The sequence below is a fragment of the Corynebacterium tuberculostearicum genome (assembly GCF_016894265.1).
In the GTDB taxonomy this organism is placed as follows: Bacteria; Actinomycetota; Actinomycetes; order Mycobacteriales; family Mycobacteriaceae; genus Corynebacterium; species Corynebacterium tuberculostearicum_D.
Map to the genome: position 1 here is coordinate 1,849,117 of NZ_CP069791.1, position 13,710 is coordinate 1,862,826.

Consider the following 13,710-nt stretch of genomic DNA (forward strand, 5'->3'; position numbering starts at 1 on the left):
CCCGTGGAGGCAGACGATGCCCAATATTAAAAAGATGCACGAAACCGACAAGGATCAGCAGCACGAGGAGTTTATTTCCGGCCGCCATCAGGAAATCCCGGTGGACCCCGCCAAGGAATTCCACCGCACCACCCTTGCCGCCGGCGCCGTAATCTGGCGTGGGTCCCCGCAGGACCCGGAAATCGCGCTCATCCACCGCCCCCATTACGATGATTGGTCCCTGCCCAAGGGCAAGGTCGATCCCGGCGAGTCCCTGCCCACGACCGCGGCCCGGGAAATCCTGGAGGAAACCGGCTTTAGCGTGCGTCTAGGCAAGCTCATCGGCAAGGTAACGTACCCAGTCCAGGGCCGCACAAAGGTGGTCTACTACTGGGTGGCCAAGTACCTGGGCGGAACCTATTCCGCCAATAGTGAAACCGATGAGCTGCGGTGGCTGCCCATCGACGAGGCACAGGACCTCCTGTCCTACGACGTTGATACCGCGGTAGTGGCCAAGGCGGCCAAGCGCCTGCGCATCGCGCCCGCTACCCGCGTGCTCTATGTGCGCCACGCACGCGCGCATGAAAGCGGTAGCTGGCAAGGCGATGACAACCTGCGACCACTGGATAAAAAGGGCCGCCGCCAAGCAGAGATGCTGGTGCCGATGCTGAGTGCCTTCCAGCCCACCGCCATTTACTCTGCCCTGCCCCAGCGCTGCCAGCAGACGGCTGCCCCGCTTGCCGACGAACTGGGCAAGGACATTTCCATCAACAAAAACTTTGGCGACGAGGCCTGGGAGAACGACCCAGAAGCAGCCAAGAAAGCTTTCCGCCGCGTGGTTAACGAAGGCGGCGTTCCCGTCATCGTAAGCCAAGGCGCCACCATTCCTGGCATCATTGAGGACCTCGCACCAAAGTTCCTCAAGAAGCCCGTGGACAAGCTGAAGTTTAAGAAAGCCTCTGTATGGGTCTTGTCCTTTAACAACGGCGAGCTCACCGGTGCCGATTACCTGGCCAGCCCACTGCCCGTGCGCTAGCTTTTCACCTTTCCCGTTTTACGGCTAAGGTCCTGTCTGCCACCTGATTCGGTGGACCGGCAGGGCCTTCTGTGCACTCCTATTGTGCGACTACGCAGCTTTCTAGCCGCGCAGTCCAAGGGTGCGGCGGACAAAGAGGACCGTAATGAGCGTATTCAGCGCCGGGAACAAAATGATGCCGACGATAGTAAAGCTCAGCACGGCGTACAGGACGGCAATGAGCACGAGCACCAAGATGGTAACTCCAACATTCTTCTTTGCCACCTCGATGGATGCACCAAAGGTTTCGCCCACGGATAGCTCAGGGCGTGCAGCCTTGACGGCCGGCATCCACGTGAAGAAGAAGGCAGCAAAGAGGCCCGGGATAATCAGGAGGAAAAAGCCCAGAAGGACAACCACGAACGACAGAAAATAGACCGCCATGAGTCCGGCGATATTCTTTAAGCTGAGGAAGTCCGTTATCTGCAGCGTGCCGGTATCCACCTGCTTATTGGCGGCCTGGTACCAGGTGCTATATGCCCAAATCATCACGAGGAACATCGCAATAAAGACAAGAACCATCACTGCGACCAACCCGCCAGTAAGCGCAGCATCAGACCCCGAGCTACTGTTGGCTAGGGCATCAATGGATGATCCGCTGCCCGCTAGGACCGCAATCAATAGCAAGTAGAGGATAAACATCACTACGCCCTGGATCAGTGGGCCAAAAATCCATTGTGCCCAATTGCGACCAAAATACCGGAAGCTATCGCCGATGACCTGAATAGCATCTACATCTTGGCCAAACAGGGAATCGTCTCCCGGATACGGGCTTCCGGCGTATCCGGGCTGGCCGTTTTGCTGCTGTCCATACTGTTGCTGGCCAAACTGCTGTTGGCCATAGTGCTGTTGGCCGTAGCCAGGCTGACCATTCGCATCGTGTCCATAAGATGCAGACTCATTGCCGGCTCCAGGGTGCTCGGCACCATTGTTTCCTGAATTGAAGGAATCATTATTCGAATAGGGATTGCTCATAAATCTAAAGCTAGGGGGATACTTTGTTGCGGGAAACTGGAGCAAGCAATTGTTACCTATACGTTACCGAGTTGTACCCCCACCTCTACCCCAAGGCGAAAGCTTGAGGTTCACGTATGAACGCACGGCACCCCTACAGACCTTTCGCCTCTTAGGACTGTAGGTACGCTGCTGGCCCGCCGATCGCCATCGATTCTTCTGCTATTGAGCGTGAACAGCGGGCTTGAAGCTGGGGCGGCGCGATTCGTACGCAGCGATTGCATCTTCATTGCGGAGGGTAATGCCGATATCATCCAACCCCTCCATCAACCGCCAACGGGTGTAGTCATCAATATCGAAGCGGTAAGTATTTTCTCCCACCGTGACCGTTCGAGCATCTAGGTCCACGGTGACCTGGGTTTCCCCGGCTTCCAACTGCTTCCAGATGAGCTCGATGTCTTCTTGCTCCATCAATCCAGTAAGCAGTCCAGACTTTCCAGCGTTGCCGCGGAAAATATCTGCAAAGCGGGAAGAAAATACCGCGCGGAAGCCGTATTCACTCAGTGCCCACACAGCGTGCTCACGGGAGGAACCGGTGCCAAAATCACTGCCCGCGAAAAGCACCGAGCCATCCTTGAATTGCGCCTGGTTGAGCACAAAGTTGTCATCGGAGCGCCAATTGGAAAATAGGCCTTCTGAAAAACCGGTACGCTTGACCGACTTCAAGTAGCGCGCGGGGATAATCTGATCAGTATCCACATTGGAAGCGCGCAGCGGCACGCCCGTTCCCGTATGGGTAATAAACTTCTCCATTGTCAATGCCTTTCTATGCGCTTAATCCAGGTCTGCAGGGCTAGACAGGTAACCGGTCACGGCAGTCGCGGCAGCCACCTGCGGGGAGACAAGGTGCGTGCGCCCACCAGGGCCTTGTCGCCCCTCGAAGTTGCGGTTGGAGGTGGAGGCGGATCGCTCGCCCGGAGCTAATTGATCTGGGTTCATACCCAAGCACATCGAGCAGCCGGCGGTACGCCACTCCGCGCCGAACTGTCGGAAGACTTCGTCGAGGCCCTCCTCCTCCGCTTGGGCTTTGACCACGGCGGAGGACGGCACCACCAGCATCCGCGTATCCGCTGCGATAGTGCGCCCCTTGACCACGTCGGCCGCAGCGCGCAGGTCTTCAATGCGGGCATTGGTACAGGAACCGACGAATACGGTATCGATCTTGATATCGCGCAGTGGAGTACCTGGCTGCAGGTCCATATACTGCAAGGCCTTTTCCACAGTGGCCTTTTCATTATCGTCGCCACAATCTTCCGGATCTGGGACCTTCTCCCCTAGCGGGAGGCCCTGCCCAGGATTGGTTCCCCAGGTAACGAATGGGGTAAGCGAGGAGCCATCAATTTCCACGACCGTATCGAATTCCGCACCCTCATCGGTGGGAAGCGTCTTCCAATACTCAACCGCAGCATCCCAGTCTGCTCCTGTGGGAGCGAACTCGCGGCCCTTGACATACTCGAAGGTCGTCTCGTCGGGAGCAACCATGCCGGCGCGGGCTCCTGCCTCAATAGACATATTGCAGATGGTCATGCGCGCTTCCATGGACATCTTGCGAATGGCCTCACCGCGATATTCAATGATGTGGCCTTGCCCGCCACCGGTACCGATTTTGGCGATAATGGCCAAAATGAGGTCCTTGGCAGATACCCCCTCTTGCAGCTCGCCAGTCACCTCGATAGCCATAGTTTTGAATGGCTTTAAAGAAAGCGTCTGCGTAGCCATGACGTGTTCTACCTCAGAGGTGCCAATACCCATGGCGATAGAACCAAAGGCGCCGTGCGTGGAGGTATGCGAGTCGCCACACACGATTGTCATGCCCGGCTGGGTGATCCCCAGCTGCGGGCCAACTGTGTGCACAATGCCCTGCTGGGCATCACCCATAGAGTGCAAGCGCACTCCAAATTCCTCGCAATTCGTGCGCAGGGTCGATACCTGGGTGCGTGAAACCTCATCCTTGATTTCCAAGAGGTTGCCGGACTTGATGCCTTGCGTGGGAACGTTATGGTCCTCGGTGGCCAAGTGCAGCTCAGGGTGGCGCAACGTGCGCCCGGCCAGCCGCAAGCTATCAAATGCCTGCGGACTGGTAACTTCATGTAGTAGCTGAAAGTCAATAAAGATAAGGTCTGGCGCCCCAGCATCGCCGTGTTGGACGACGTGATCGCGCCACACTTTTTCTGCCAATGTCAGCTTCTGGTTCATAAACATCTCTCCACACTTGAAATCTCATAAGTTGGGACGTAGATTTCATTGTATGGGAGAGTATAGCGCAGTTTCCGGAATCAAGGTGTTGGATCGAGCAATGGCCATTATGATGGCCGCCGCCAACCACCCCTCCACCCTCAATGAATTATGCGAAACCACGGGCCTACCTCGAGCGACAGCACACCGATTGGCCACCGCACTCGAAGCGCACCGCATTCTCGTTCGCACCCCCGATGGGAAGTGGAAGGCCGGCCCTGCCCTTCCCGGCAACCGCGATCATCTCCTCGAGGCAGCCGGGCCAATCATGGAGAAACTGCGCGAAGATACCGGAGAATCCATCCAGCTCTACGAGGTCACCGGAAATACCCGTACCTGCATTGCCACCAGGGAGCCGGAATCCGGCCTCCACAACGTCGTACCAGTCGGGCGCCAGCTACCGCTTAGCTCCGGCTCTGCCGCGCGCATCATTGCCGCATACGTAGACATCAATACCGATAACGCCTCGTTTACCCAAGAAGACATTGAGGCGGCCCGAAACCAAGGCTATTCCGAGTCTATTGAGGAACGCGAAGCCGGCTTAGCCTCCATCTCAGCGCCCGTTTTCGATAGTTCCGGGACATTCCTCGCAGTGTTGTCGATTTCCGGATCTGTCGAGCGCTTCCAACCTTCCCCAGCCCAGAAATACGCCAACATTCTCACTTCCGCCGCACGCGAATTGAGCAATCTCCTTTAAGGTCCTCCCCAGCTTTACGACGCCCGCCTCCACCTAGCCCCAAGGAGGCGGGCCCTTTTTATTTCCCAAACCGGAAAAATTAGAGAAACGCGCCCACACCTATTGAAACCGAAATGAAAATACGGTTTAATGAAAACACACTGAAAACAACGGGGCTTCCCCCACCAGAGAGGATCAGGCATCATGACCCACACCACCCACGAAGACCATACCCACACCCACGGCGCTGACTGCGGCCACGTTTCCTTCCCGCACGGTGACCACACTGACTACCTCCACGAGGGCCACATTCACCGTGAGCATGATGGCCACTGGGATGAGTGCGAGACCACCGAGCACGTTGAAGCCGAGGCGCACGGTGACCACACCCATGGTGAAGGCTGCGGCCACGTAGCTATCCCGCACGGCGACCATGTGGACTATCTGCACGATGGCCACCGCCACGCCGCACACGGCGATCACTACGACGAGCACTAATCGCCTGTCGGGGCTTAGCCCCTTATCGCGCCGCCCTGGCCCCTGACGTTATGGGTCACGGCGGCCTTTTCTATGTCTGTTCTTTCGCTTTAGAACGCCCTGAAATTCACACCAGAAACATATCTGCGAGCTCGACAGGACGCACTCTCTCATTTCTGTTAAAACTGACAGTCAGACTATTAGTTCTTTCCGGTTGGGTGCTACGGTTCTTCGAGTGATTACTAGTTGGAAGATATTTCTCCAAGATTTCGTCCGCTTGTGGCGGACCCCGCAGGTCTGGGTGATCCTTATAGGTTTGATGATCACCCCAGCCCTGTATTCCTGGGTAAACGTCTCCGGTTTCTGGGACCCGTACGGAAACACAGAACACCTCAAGGTCGCCGTAGTTAATGAGGACAAAGGCGCATCCTCGGAGATGACTGGCCACTTAGATGTCGGCGGGCAGATGATTGACAAGCTGCATGACAATGACAAGCTGGGCTGGCAGTTCATGGACCGCCAGGAAGCCGAAGACGCCGTTAAGAAGGGTGACGTCTTCGCCTCGGTGATCGTCCCCGAGGACTTCTCAGCCGATTTCGTTAGCCTTTTTAAAGGTACCTATTCTCAGCCCACGCTGGAATATCACGTCAATGAAAAGCTGAACGCCATTGCACCGAAGATTACTGATACTGGCGCTTCGACCCTAGACACCACCATTAGCTCTACCTTTAAAGACCAGGTAGCGGATTCGGTGGCCACTGAGCTAAAGAACTCCGGTGGCGATTTGAGCCAGAAGATTAACAGTACTGCAAACAAGACCGCGGATTCTTTTTCAGATACTGCAGATACGGTAGCTAACTCCCGCAGCCAGCTTGCTGACGTGCATTCCACCATCGAGAAAGCGCGCCCAACTATCGCGCAAGCCCGTGAGTCTTTGGGCACGGTGCAAAAGACCATCGATGATGCCCAGACCGCCCTGGATCAACTTAACTCCATTACTGCGGAGGTCCAGCGGGAAGTTACTTCTTTCTCCGATGATGCCACCGCCGCCTATGTAGAAGGCACGACCGCGATGGCAGATGGAACCGCCTCCGCCAATGCCACCGTAGGCTCGGTCTCTGGCAAACTACGCGGCGCACTCAATCGCGTCGGTGCCGCCTCTGCGGGCGCGTCAGGAATCGTCGGTGAAGCTGACCGGGCTATCGATCAGCTTGAAAAGCTTGCGTCTTCACCGGCCCTGCCCCCGCAGGTTTCCCAACAGATTAAGGATCAGGTAGGAGACCTCCGCGAACGCAATGACCAGAATAAGGCCGTTCTCGGTGACTTAGATACTCTCAACGGCGATACGAACGACACCATCGATTCGCTCAATAAGACCACGGGCATGTTGGAAAAGATGGCCGCCCAAACGCGCGATGATTCCCACGCGCTGCGCGATAATGTGGCCGAAGGCCTACCCAAGCTCAATGCTGCGCTTTCCGCCGTCACCGCTACCACCGGCAAACTTTCCGCCTCACTCGAAAGCCAGCAGGCACTGGTAGGGCAAACCGATGGGCTCTTGGGCGGCGTCGACGAGCAGCTAAGCCAGGCCCAGCAAGTAGTTGAGCGCTTTTCTGTGGACCTCGACGGTATTGAGGAGGGGCTTCGCGCCTCCCGCAGCGATGTGATTGCGCTGAGCAATACCGCCAATAACAATTCCATCCTGCAGTCTGTGAAGGGCCTGAACACCGATGAGGTGTCTTCCTTCCTTGCCTCCCCTGCAGAGATGGAAAGCCACGCCGTATTCCCTGTAAAGCACTACGGTTCCGGCATGTCCTCGCTCTTTATTAACCTCACGCTGTGGATCGGCGCATTCATGCTGCTCATCATCTTTCGCGCTGAGGTAGACCCGCTGGGCTGCAAGAACCTCACCATTACCAAGGCTTACCTTGCCCGCTTCCTTTTGCTTTCCTTCTTTGCCATCGCACAGGCACTCATCGTGTCCATCGGCAACCTGGCCATTGGAGTTGAACATGTCAATGCATTGGCCTACGTCGCTACCGCAGTCATCGTAGGCCTGTGCTACCTGAGCATTATCTATAGCTTGGTTTCTACGTTAGGGCACGTAGGCCGTGGCATCGCGGTGGTCTGCGCCTTCATCCAGATTCCGGGCGCATCCGGCACCTACCCCATTGAAATGACGCCGGACTTCTTCCGCGCCGTACACCCATTCCTGCCCTTTACCTATGGCATCGGTGCCATGCGCGAGACCGTTGGTGGTTTCTACGGCAACCACTATGCACGCAACCTTGCCGCGCTCATCGGCATGGCCGCGATCGCTTACCTCATCGGTACTGTGCTGCGCCGCGGCCTGTCCAACGTCAACATGCTGGTCAACGACGAACTGTATAAGGGCGGTTTGGTTATCAATGAGCAGGTCCATCTGGTCGGCAGCCGGTACCGCTTTACCGACCTCCTCCATGCCTTGAATGACCGCGAGGCGTATCAACAAAGCTTGGAGGATAAATGGAGCATGGCGCGCAGGAATTACTCCCAGCTGATGAAGATTACCGTCGCGGTAGGCCTAGCGTTAGTCGTAGCTTTGGGCATCTACTCACGCATTAACCCTGAAGAAAAGGCCATCATCTTCGGCCTGGCCTGCCTGGTCACGCTCATTGCGGTGGGGGTTATCTGCTCCCTTGAGTACGTCAAGCAGAGCATCGCGCACGATAACCGCCTGGTGGATCTCAGCGATGAGGAAATCCAGGAGCACCTCGAGCACCGACAGGAACACCCAAACCGCTACCTCCTAGAGGACTTAGACGAAGAATCCACACCTTCTAATACCAGCGAGACCAAGGAAATGCCCGCCGTTGATGGTGATGCCTCCGGAAAGGGAGGCGAGTAAGTCATGAAAAACATTCTGACCATCCTCCGCGATGACCTCCACGCCATTCGCACCAATGTAATGACCGCGCTCACCATTTTTGGCCTTGCCATCATCCCGTTGCTTTTCACTTCCTTCAACGTGCTGGCTAGCTGGGATCCTTTTGCTAATACCAACCAGCTCAAGATTGCTGTGGCTAGCGAGGATGAAGGCCACGAAAGCGACCTAGCCTCCATGAAGCTTAATCTGGGCGATAAGGTGCTCTCGCAGCTCAGCCGCAATGACGATATCGATTGGGTCATTACTGATAGCGCCGATGCAGTCGAAGGAACAAAGTCCGGCGAATACTATGCCGGCATTGTCCTTCCCAAAGACTTCAGCACGGACCTTCTCACGTTCTATGTAGAAGGAACCGAACCAAGCAAGCTCAACCTCTATACAAATGAGAAGAAGAATGCGCTGTCTACCACCATCACGCAAAAGAGTGCGGACGGCGTCATCCAGAAAATCGACGAGTCCTTCACCCGTGTGGTAGCCAATGTCGGCCTTGGCGTCGTCTCGAATTTTGATAAATACCTCAATGAGGACGATACCCAGACTGCACTCAATAACCTGCACAATCGCGTCAATAACGTCAGCACTCGCCTTGATGCTGCGGCTGGCACCGTAGGTGCGCTAAGCAATCTGGTCGACTCCACCCTGCCTCTTACGCAGGCTGCGGACAATATTCTCGCCGAGGCTGGACGCCAGGCTACGAAGACCAACAATGACCAAGGCGAAAACCCCATCGACGTTCTGCGCTCTACCCTCAATGACTCGGCTGGTTCGCTCGACGCTTCCTTGGCGGCTACGACGCAAAGCTACGATGCACTCTCTGCCCAGGTCGATGAGTTGCTCAATAATGCAAGCACCACCAGCGCACAAACGGCACAGACTTACCGCACCGCAGCTGAGCGTGTAGACGAGCAGACAAAGGCCTTTGAGGGAGTTCGCGCTTCCATCAAGGACCAAGCCGATAAGGTAGCTCTACCAGCTCCAGTCGCGGGTGGATATAAGGCGATGATGGGCCAGATTGATGCCTCCATTGCGCAGAGCAACGCGCTGCATGATTCGCTTGTATCTACCGCCGATGACCTTGAGCAAGGCCGTGGCACGTCCCAAGACTCCCGGCAGCGCACCAAGGATGCCATCGCTAATGCCAAGCAGGCTGCTGAAAAGGCACGCAATTCCTATAACGAGAACCTCAAACCGCAGCTAGATCAGCTCAACCAGAGCGTCTCGGTTGTCGCGGACGATATTGATGCTGTCAAGCAGGACATCGCAGGCATTCGCTCCTCGGTTTCCGAGAATGACGAGTCGCCAAAGCAAAGCCTGGCGCGCGCCCGCGATACCACTGCCGGCCTTGCCGGCACCCTGCGGGAGCAAAGCGGCCGTTTCGCGGACATGGGCCGCAAGATCGACGAGGTGCGCCGTGGCGGCGATTTGGCCAAGCTGGCGGATATCGTCGGCAACGATCCAGAACTGCTTGCCTCTCGCATCGCCGCTCCCGTGGCCGTAGACCGCCAGCCGGTCTACCCTGTCGCTGCCTTTGGCGTGGGTATGACGCCGTTCTACCTCACCTTGTCGCTATGGGTAGGTGCCCTTCTGGCATGCGTGTTGGTGCATACCAACGCCGAGCGTAAATACTTGCGCAAGGACGAGAACGGCAAATACGACGAGAGCGAATTCACCCGTGGCCAAGCGTTCTTCGGTCGCTTTGCCACACTCGGCCTGGTCGGCCTTGCGCAGGCCACCTTGGTGGTTCTCAGCCTCATCTTCTTCGTCCAAATCGAGCCTGCTCACCCATTCATGCTCATGTTTGCCGCATGGATAGTCTCACTGGTGTTTATGTTGATCATCTATGCGCTTGTCATCACACTCGATAGTGCCGGCAAGGCCTTAGCGGTGTTGTTGCTCGTGATACAAGTCTCTGGCTCCGGCGGCGCGTACCCGCTGCCTTTGCTGCCTGAATGGTTCCAGAACGTGAGCCCGTGGCTGCCAGCAACGTACGCCATTGATGCTTTCCGCAGCGCCATTGCGGGCACCTATCACGGCGATATTTGGCGCGAGTTGGGCATGCTACTTCTCTTTACCATCCCGGCACTCATCGTCGGCCTCATTCTCCGCCGCGCCATGGATGCCTACCACAAGCGCCTCAAGAAGGCGATTAAGAAGACGAAGGTAATGGCGTAGCAGCGCTGGACGACGCCTCCCCTTCCGCACTTCCTACACCGCCCACTAAGCCCTTTGTCACGGCTTGGTGGGCTTCTTTCATGGTCGGGTCCCACGCTAGTGCCCCAAAGACCTAGAAGGGGCAGAGAAAGCCGCATATGCATCCACTAAAGGGACTCGGATACCCTTCCTATCTGCTAGGTCTAGCTTCCTTCTTAGGGGATTCCCTCGAACGCAGCTATCGGGCACGTAACCCACTTACGGCCCACCTGAATCCCTACTGAAGGACCGCTACGGGAGTCTGCGCCCCGCTTTACCCCAGCTCCCATACCGTCCCGTGGGCAGGACGGTTAGCCCTTGGACATCGAGACCTGTCCTACATGCCGCTAAACCGCACAGGTCTTGGATAGAGAAAAAGCTGCGAGCCATCTGGCTCGCAGCTTTCCGTTGGTACCCCGTACGGGATTTGAACCCGTGTTACCGGCGTGAGAGGCCGGCGTCCTAGGCCGCTAGACGAACGGGGCGCGTTCGCAGCAATCGCACGCTGTGCGTTGCGGACTTGTTAAGAGTAAACGATGGGTTAATTCAGCACAAATCGCGCGGTCAAGGACGGTTTTGAGGGAAGTCGAAGGAAAACTCAAAAATTCCCGAGTCCGGTACTGCAGTGAGGTTCTTCGTGGCCGAGGTGCGGATCGAATCAGTGGTTATTCCGCAAGCAATCTGTGGATAGTCCGTGGCCGAGAACGCTGTGCTAGTAGGACTCGGGATGGCGCTGTGCGTCGAAGTGCATATGCTGCAGGCTCCTATACTTCATACAAACGTTGGTGGGAAGGAAGTTGTGGATTATAGCGTTACTACCTGGCTGTGCTTTCGGGCTGTGCGCCTTGGCTGTGGTGCGTTTCGCTTTCTGTCACCCGCTCTCCTTTCTGTCTGTTTTCTGCTGTACTTGCAGTCTATGCCTGCACGTGCAGGACAGGAAGGGTTTTGCACAACTTCGCGGCGGTCTTAGCCCTGGTCTCATTGGCAGCGGGCTGCGGCCTGCGCATATAAGGCGAATGGTCTGGGGTTAGGTTATAACCAGTTACGCTTGCGTCGTGGCCCCACCCCATACTGACGCCAGAAAAGATGACGCTAGAAAAAGACATTGCCCCGAGTATGAAAAATCCTCCAGCTTTTGGGCTGGAGGGATTTGTACCCCGTACGGGATTTGAACCCGTGTTACCGGCGTGAGAGGCCGGCGTCCTAGGCCGCTAGACGAACGGGGCATAGAACTAGTGAGCCTGCCGTTTAAAGCATTTTCACTGCTGGCCTACCAGGACTCGAACCTAGAATGGCGGTACCAGAAACCGCTGTGTTGCCAATTACACCATAGGCCATTTGCTAACTTGCATTGGAAGCTTACTGCTTTTCGGCTGTTCTCCCTTGCTCGCTGCAACGTGTAATAACTATAATGATCATCGCGTAAACTGCCAAATCGCCAGCACACAGCCCATTTTCAGGCCATTAGGATGGTTAATAAAAATGCGGCGAATGACAGCGCTGTAGTTCAGCTGTCATTCACCGCATCGAGGGGCGGGATAGATATCTATCGCCGCCTTACGGGAGGCACTCCTCCTACTGTGCCGCCGGCGCGTAGGGAGTCACTTCACGAGCCGCACGAAGGCGCGCCAGGGTGGACTCCTTGCCCAGCAGCTCCATAGACTCAAAGAGCGGCGGGGAAACCTGAGCGCCGGAAATAGCTACGCGCAGTGCTCCGTAGGCCTTACGGGGCTTCAGCTCGAGGTCTTCAATAAGGGCCTTGGATAGTGCCGCCTCAATATTCTCGGTCTTCCACTCCGCAATACCCTCGAGAGTCTCGATGCCTACCTCGAGCGGCTGAATGGCCTCTTCCTTGAGGTTCTTCTTCGCCGCCTTTTCATCGAGCTTTAGATCGGCATCCGGGGTCACCAAAAAGCTCATGAGGCCATAGGCATCAGACAGAGTCTTGATACGGGTTTGGACAAGGTCAGCGGCGAAGGCAAACTTCTCGCCGTCATAGTCAGCCGGGAAGTCCGTGTACTCGGTCAAGTAATTGCGCAGACGGAAGGCAAACTCTTCCGGGTCCAGCTGGCGAATGTGGTCCGCGTTGATAGCCTCGAGCTTCTTCTGATCAAAGCGTGCGGGATTACCCAGCACGTCGTGGACGTCGAAGTTTTCAACCAAGTCATCCATGCTGAAGATGTCCTGGTCCGCGGACAACGACCAGCCCAGCAGGGACAGGTAATTGAGCATGCCCTCAGGGATGATGCCGTTATCGCGGTGATTAAACAGGTTGGACTGCGGGTCGCGCTTAGATAGTTTCTTATTGCCCTCGCCCATCACAAAGGGCAGGTGGCCAAACTCTGGGGTGAACTCGGCAACGCCAATCTTCTTAAGGGCGTCGTAAAGCGCAAGCTGACGCGGAGTAGAAGAAAGCAGGTCCTCACCACGCAACACGTGGGTGATGCGCATCAGGGCGTCATCGACCGGGTTAACCAAGGTGTAGAGAGGCGCACCATTGGAGCGAGCCACCACATAGTCCGGCTGGGTCTCAGACTTGAAGGTCATCTCCCCGCGCACCAGGTCGGTCCAGGTCCAATCCTGCTCCGGCATGCGCAGGCGCCAGACCGGCTTGCGGCCCTCAGCCTCAAAGGCGTCGATCTGCTCCTGGGTGAGATCGCGGTCAAAGTTGTCATAGCCCAGCTTCGGGTCACGGCCAGCCGCCTTGTGGCGCTCCTCCACTTCTTCAGCGGTGGAGTATGCCGGGTAGACAAATCCGCCGTCGATAAGCTTGTCCAGGACCTCCTTGTAGATGTCCATGCGCTGGGACTGACGGTAAGGCTCGTGCGGGCCACCAACATTGATGCCTTCATCCCAGCCCAGGCCAAGCCAGGTCAGGGAATCGATGATGGCCTGGTAGGACTCCTCAGAGTCACGGGCAGCATCGGTGTCTTCGATGCGGAATACCAGCTTGCCGCCGGTATGGCGGGCGTAGGCCCAGTTGAACAACGCGGTGCGCACCATGCCTACGTGCGGTGTGCCGGTTGGGGATGGACAGAATCTAACGCGTACTTCAGTCATGCCCACCATCGTAGTGGAGCCGCCGATTCCAGTCCGCACCAGCCCAAGCGCCCCTAAAACCTGCCCGGCGCGCAGCAA

Annotated in this window: 10 protein-coding genes and 3 tRNA genes; 5 read left to right on the top strand and 8 right to left on the bottom strand. The window is 56.6% G+C overall.

Annotation, left to right across the window (positions count from 1 at the left end; all coding sequences use genetic code 11):
• Nucleotides 1–16 precede the first annotated feature (16 nt).
• Entirely contained in the window at nucleotides 17–1,015 is a 999-nt protein-coding gene (locus I6J28_RS08845) for an NUDIX hydrolase (protein ID WP_005323301.1), read from the top strand.
• Nucleotides 1,016–1,117: 102 nt separating this feature from the next.
• Here I6J28_RS08845 and I6J28_RS08850 read toward each other — a convergent pair whose 3' ends face one another.
• The 3 genes from I6J28_RS08850 to leuC all read right to left on the bottom strand — a co-directional run bounded on the left by I6J28_RS08850 (nucleotide 1,118) and on the right by leuC (nucleotide 4,264).
• Complete coding sequence (locus tag I6J28_RS08850) at nucleotides 1,118–2,029, bottom strand: hypothetical protein (protein WP_204609274.1); 912 nt, start codon at nucleotides 2,027–2,029, stop codon at nucleotides 1,118–1,120.
• A 201-nt stretch (nucleotides 2,030–2,230) separates the two neighbouring features.
• Complete coding sequence (gene leuD / locus I6J28_RS08855; RefSeq protein ID WP_204609277.1) at nucleotides 2,231–2,821, bottom strand: 3-isopropylmalate dehydratase small subunit; 591 nt, start codon at nucleotides 2,819–2,821, stop codon at nucleotides 2,231–2,233.
• 21 nt (nucleotides 2,822–2,842) lie between these two features.
• Nucleotides 2,843–4,264 carry a 3-isopropylmalate dehydratase large subunit gene (gene leuC / locus I6J28_RS08860; protein WP_204609279.1) on the bottom strand — a complete coding sequence of 474 codons (1,422 nt, stop codon included), beginning with the start codon at nucleotides 4,262–4,264 and terminating at the stop codon, nucleotides 2,843–2,845.
• Nucleotides 4,265–4,316: 52 nt separating this feature from the next.
• Here leuC and I6J28_RS08865 point away from each other — a divergent pair, with 52 nt between their 5' ends.
• The 4 genes from I6J28_RS08865 (at nucleotide 4,317) to I6J28_RS08880 (ending at nucleotide 10,554) form a co-directional block, all read left to right on the top strand.
• Nucleotides 4,317–5,000, top strand: a complete 684-nt coding sequence (locus I6J28_RS08865) for an IclR family transcriptional regulator (RefSeq protein WP_049358503.1) — start codon at nucleotides 4,317–4,319, stop codon at nucleotides 4,998–5,000.
• Between the two features lie 183 nt (nucleotides 5,001–5,183).
• Nucleotides 5,184–5,477: a hypothetical protein gene (locus I6J28_RS11770; RefSeq protein ID WP_239236359.1), complete on the top strand. Its 294-nt coding sequence runs from the start codon at nucleotides 5,184–5,186 to the stop codon at nucleotides 5,475–5,477.
• Between the two features lie 214 nt (nucleotides 5,478–5,691).
• Entirely contained in the window at nucleotides 5,692–8,343 is a 2,652-nt protein-coding gene (locus tag I6J28_RS08875) for a YhgE/Pip domain-containing protein (RefSeq protein ID WP_204609283.1), read from the top strand.
• Between the two features lie 3 nt (nucleotides 8,344–8,346).
• Nucleotides 8,347–10,554, top strand: a complete 2,208-nt coding sequence (locus tag I6J28_RS08880) for a YhgE/Pip domain-containing protein (protein ID WP_204609285.1) — start codon at nucleotides 8,347–8,349, stop codon at nucleotides 10,552–10,554.
• A gap of 427 nt (nucleotides 10,555–10,981) precedes the next feature.
• Here the strand turns inward: I6J28_RS08880 and I6J28_RS08885 are convergent.
• The 5 genes from I6J28_RS08885 to gltX all read right to left on the bottom strand — a co-directional run bounded on the left by I6J28_RS08885 (nucleotide 10,982) and on the right by gltX (nucleotide 13,641).
• Nucleotides 10,982–11,057: transfer RNA gene (locus I6J28_RS08885), tRNA-Glu, on the bottom strand.
• A gap of 429 nt (nucleotides 11,058–11,486) precedes the next feature.
• Nucleotides 11,487–11,678 carry a hypothetical protein gene (locus I6J28_RS08890; protein WP_204609287.1) on the bottom strand — a complete coding sequence of 64 codons (192 nt, stop codon included), beginning with the start codon at nucleotides 11,676–11,678 and terminating at the stop codon, nucleotides 11,487–11,489.
• 47 nt (nucleotides 11,679–11,725) lie between these two features.
• A tRNA-Glu gene (locus I6J28_RS08895) sits at nucleotides 11,726–11,798 on the bottom strand.
• 39 nt (nucleotides 11,799–11,837) lie between these two features.
• Nucleotides 11,838–11,909: transfer RNA gene (locus tag I6J28_RS08900), tRNA-Gln, on the bottom strand.
• Nucleotides 11,910–12,147: 238 nt separating this feature from the next.
• Nucleotides 12,148–13,641: a glutamate--tRNA ligase gene (gene gltX, locus I6J28_RS08905; RefSeq protein WP_204611446.1), complete on the bottom strand. Its 1,494-nt coding sequence runs from the start codon at nucleotides 13,639–13,641 to the stop codon at nucleotides 12,148–12,150.
• Between the last annotated feature and the right edge of the window lie 69 nt (nucleotides 13,642–13,710).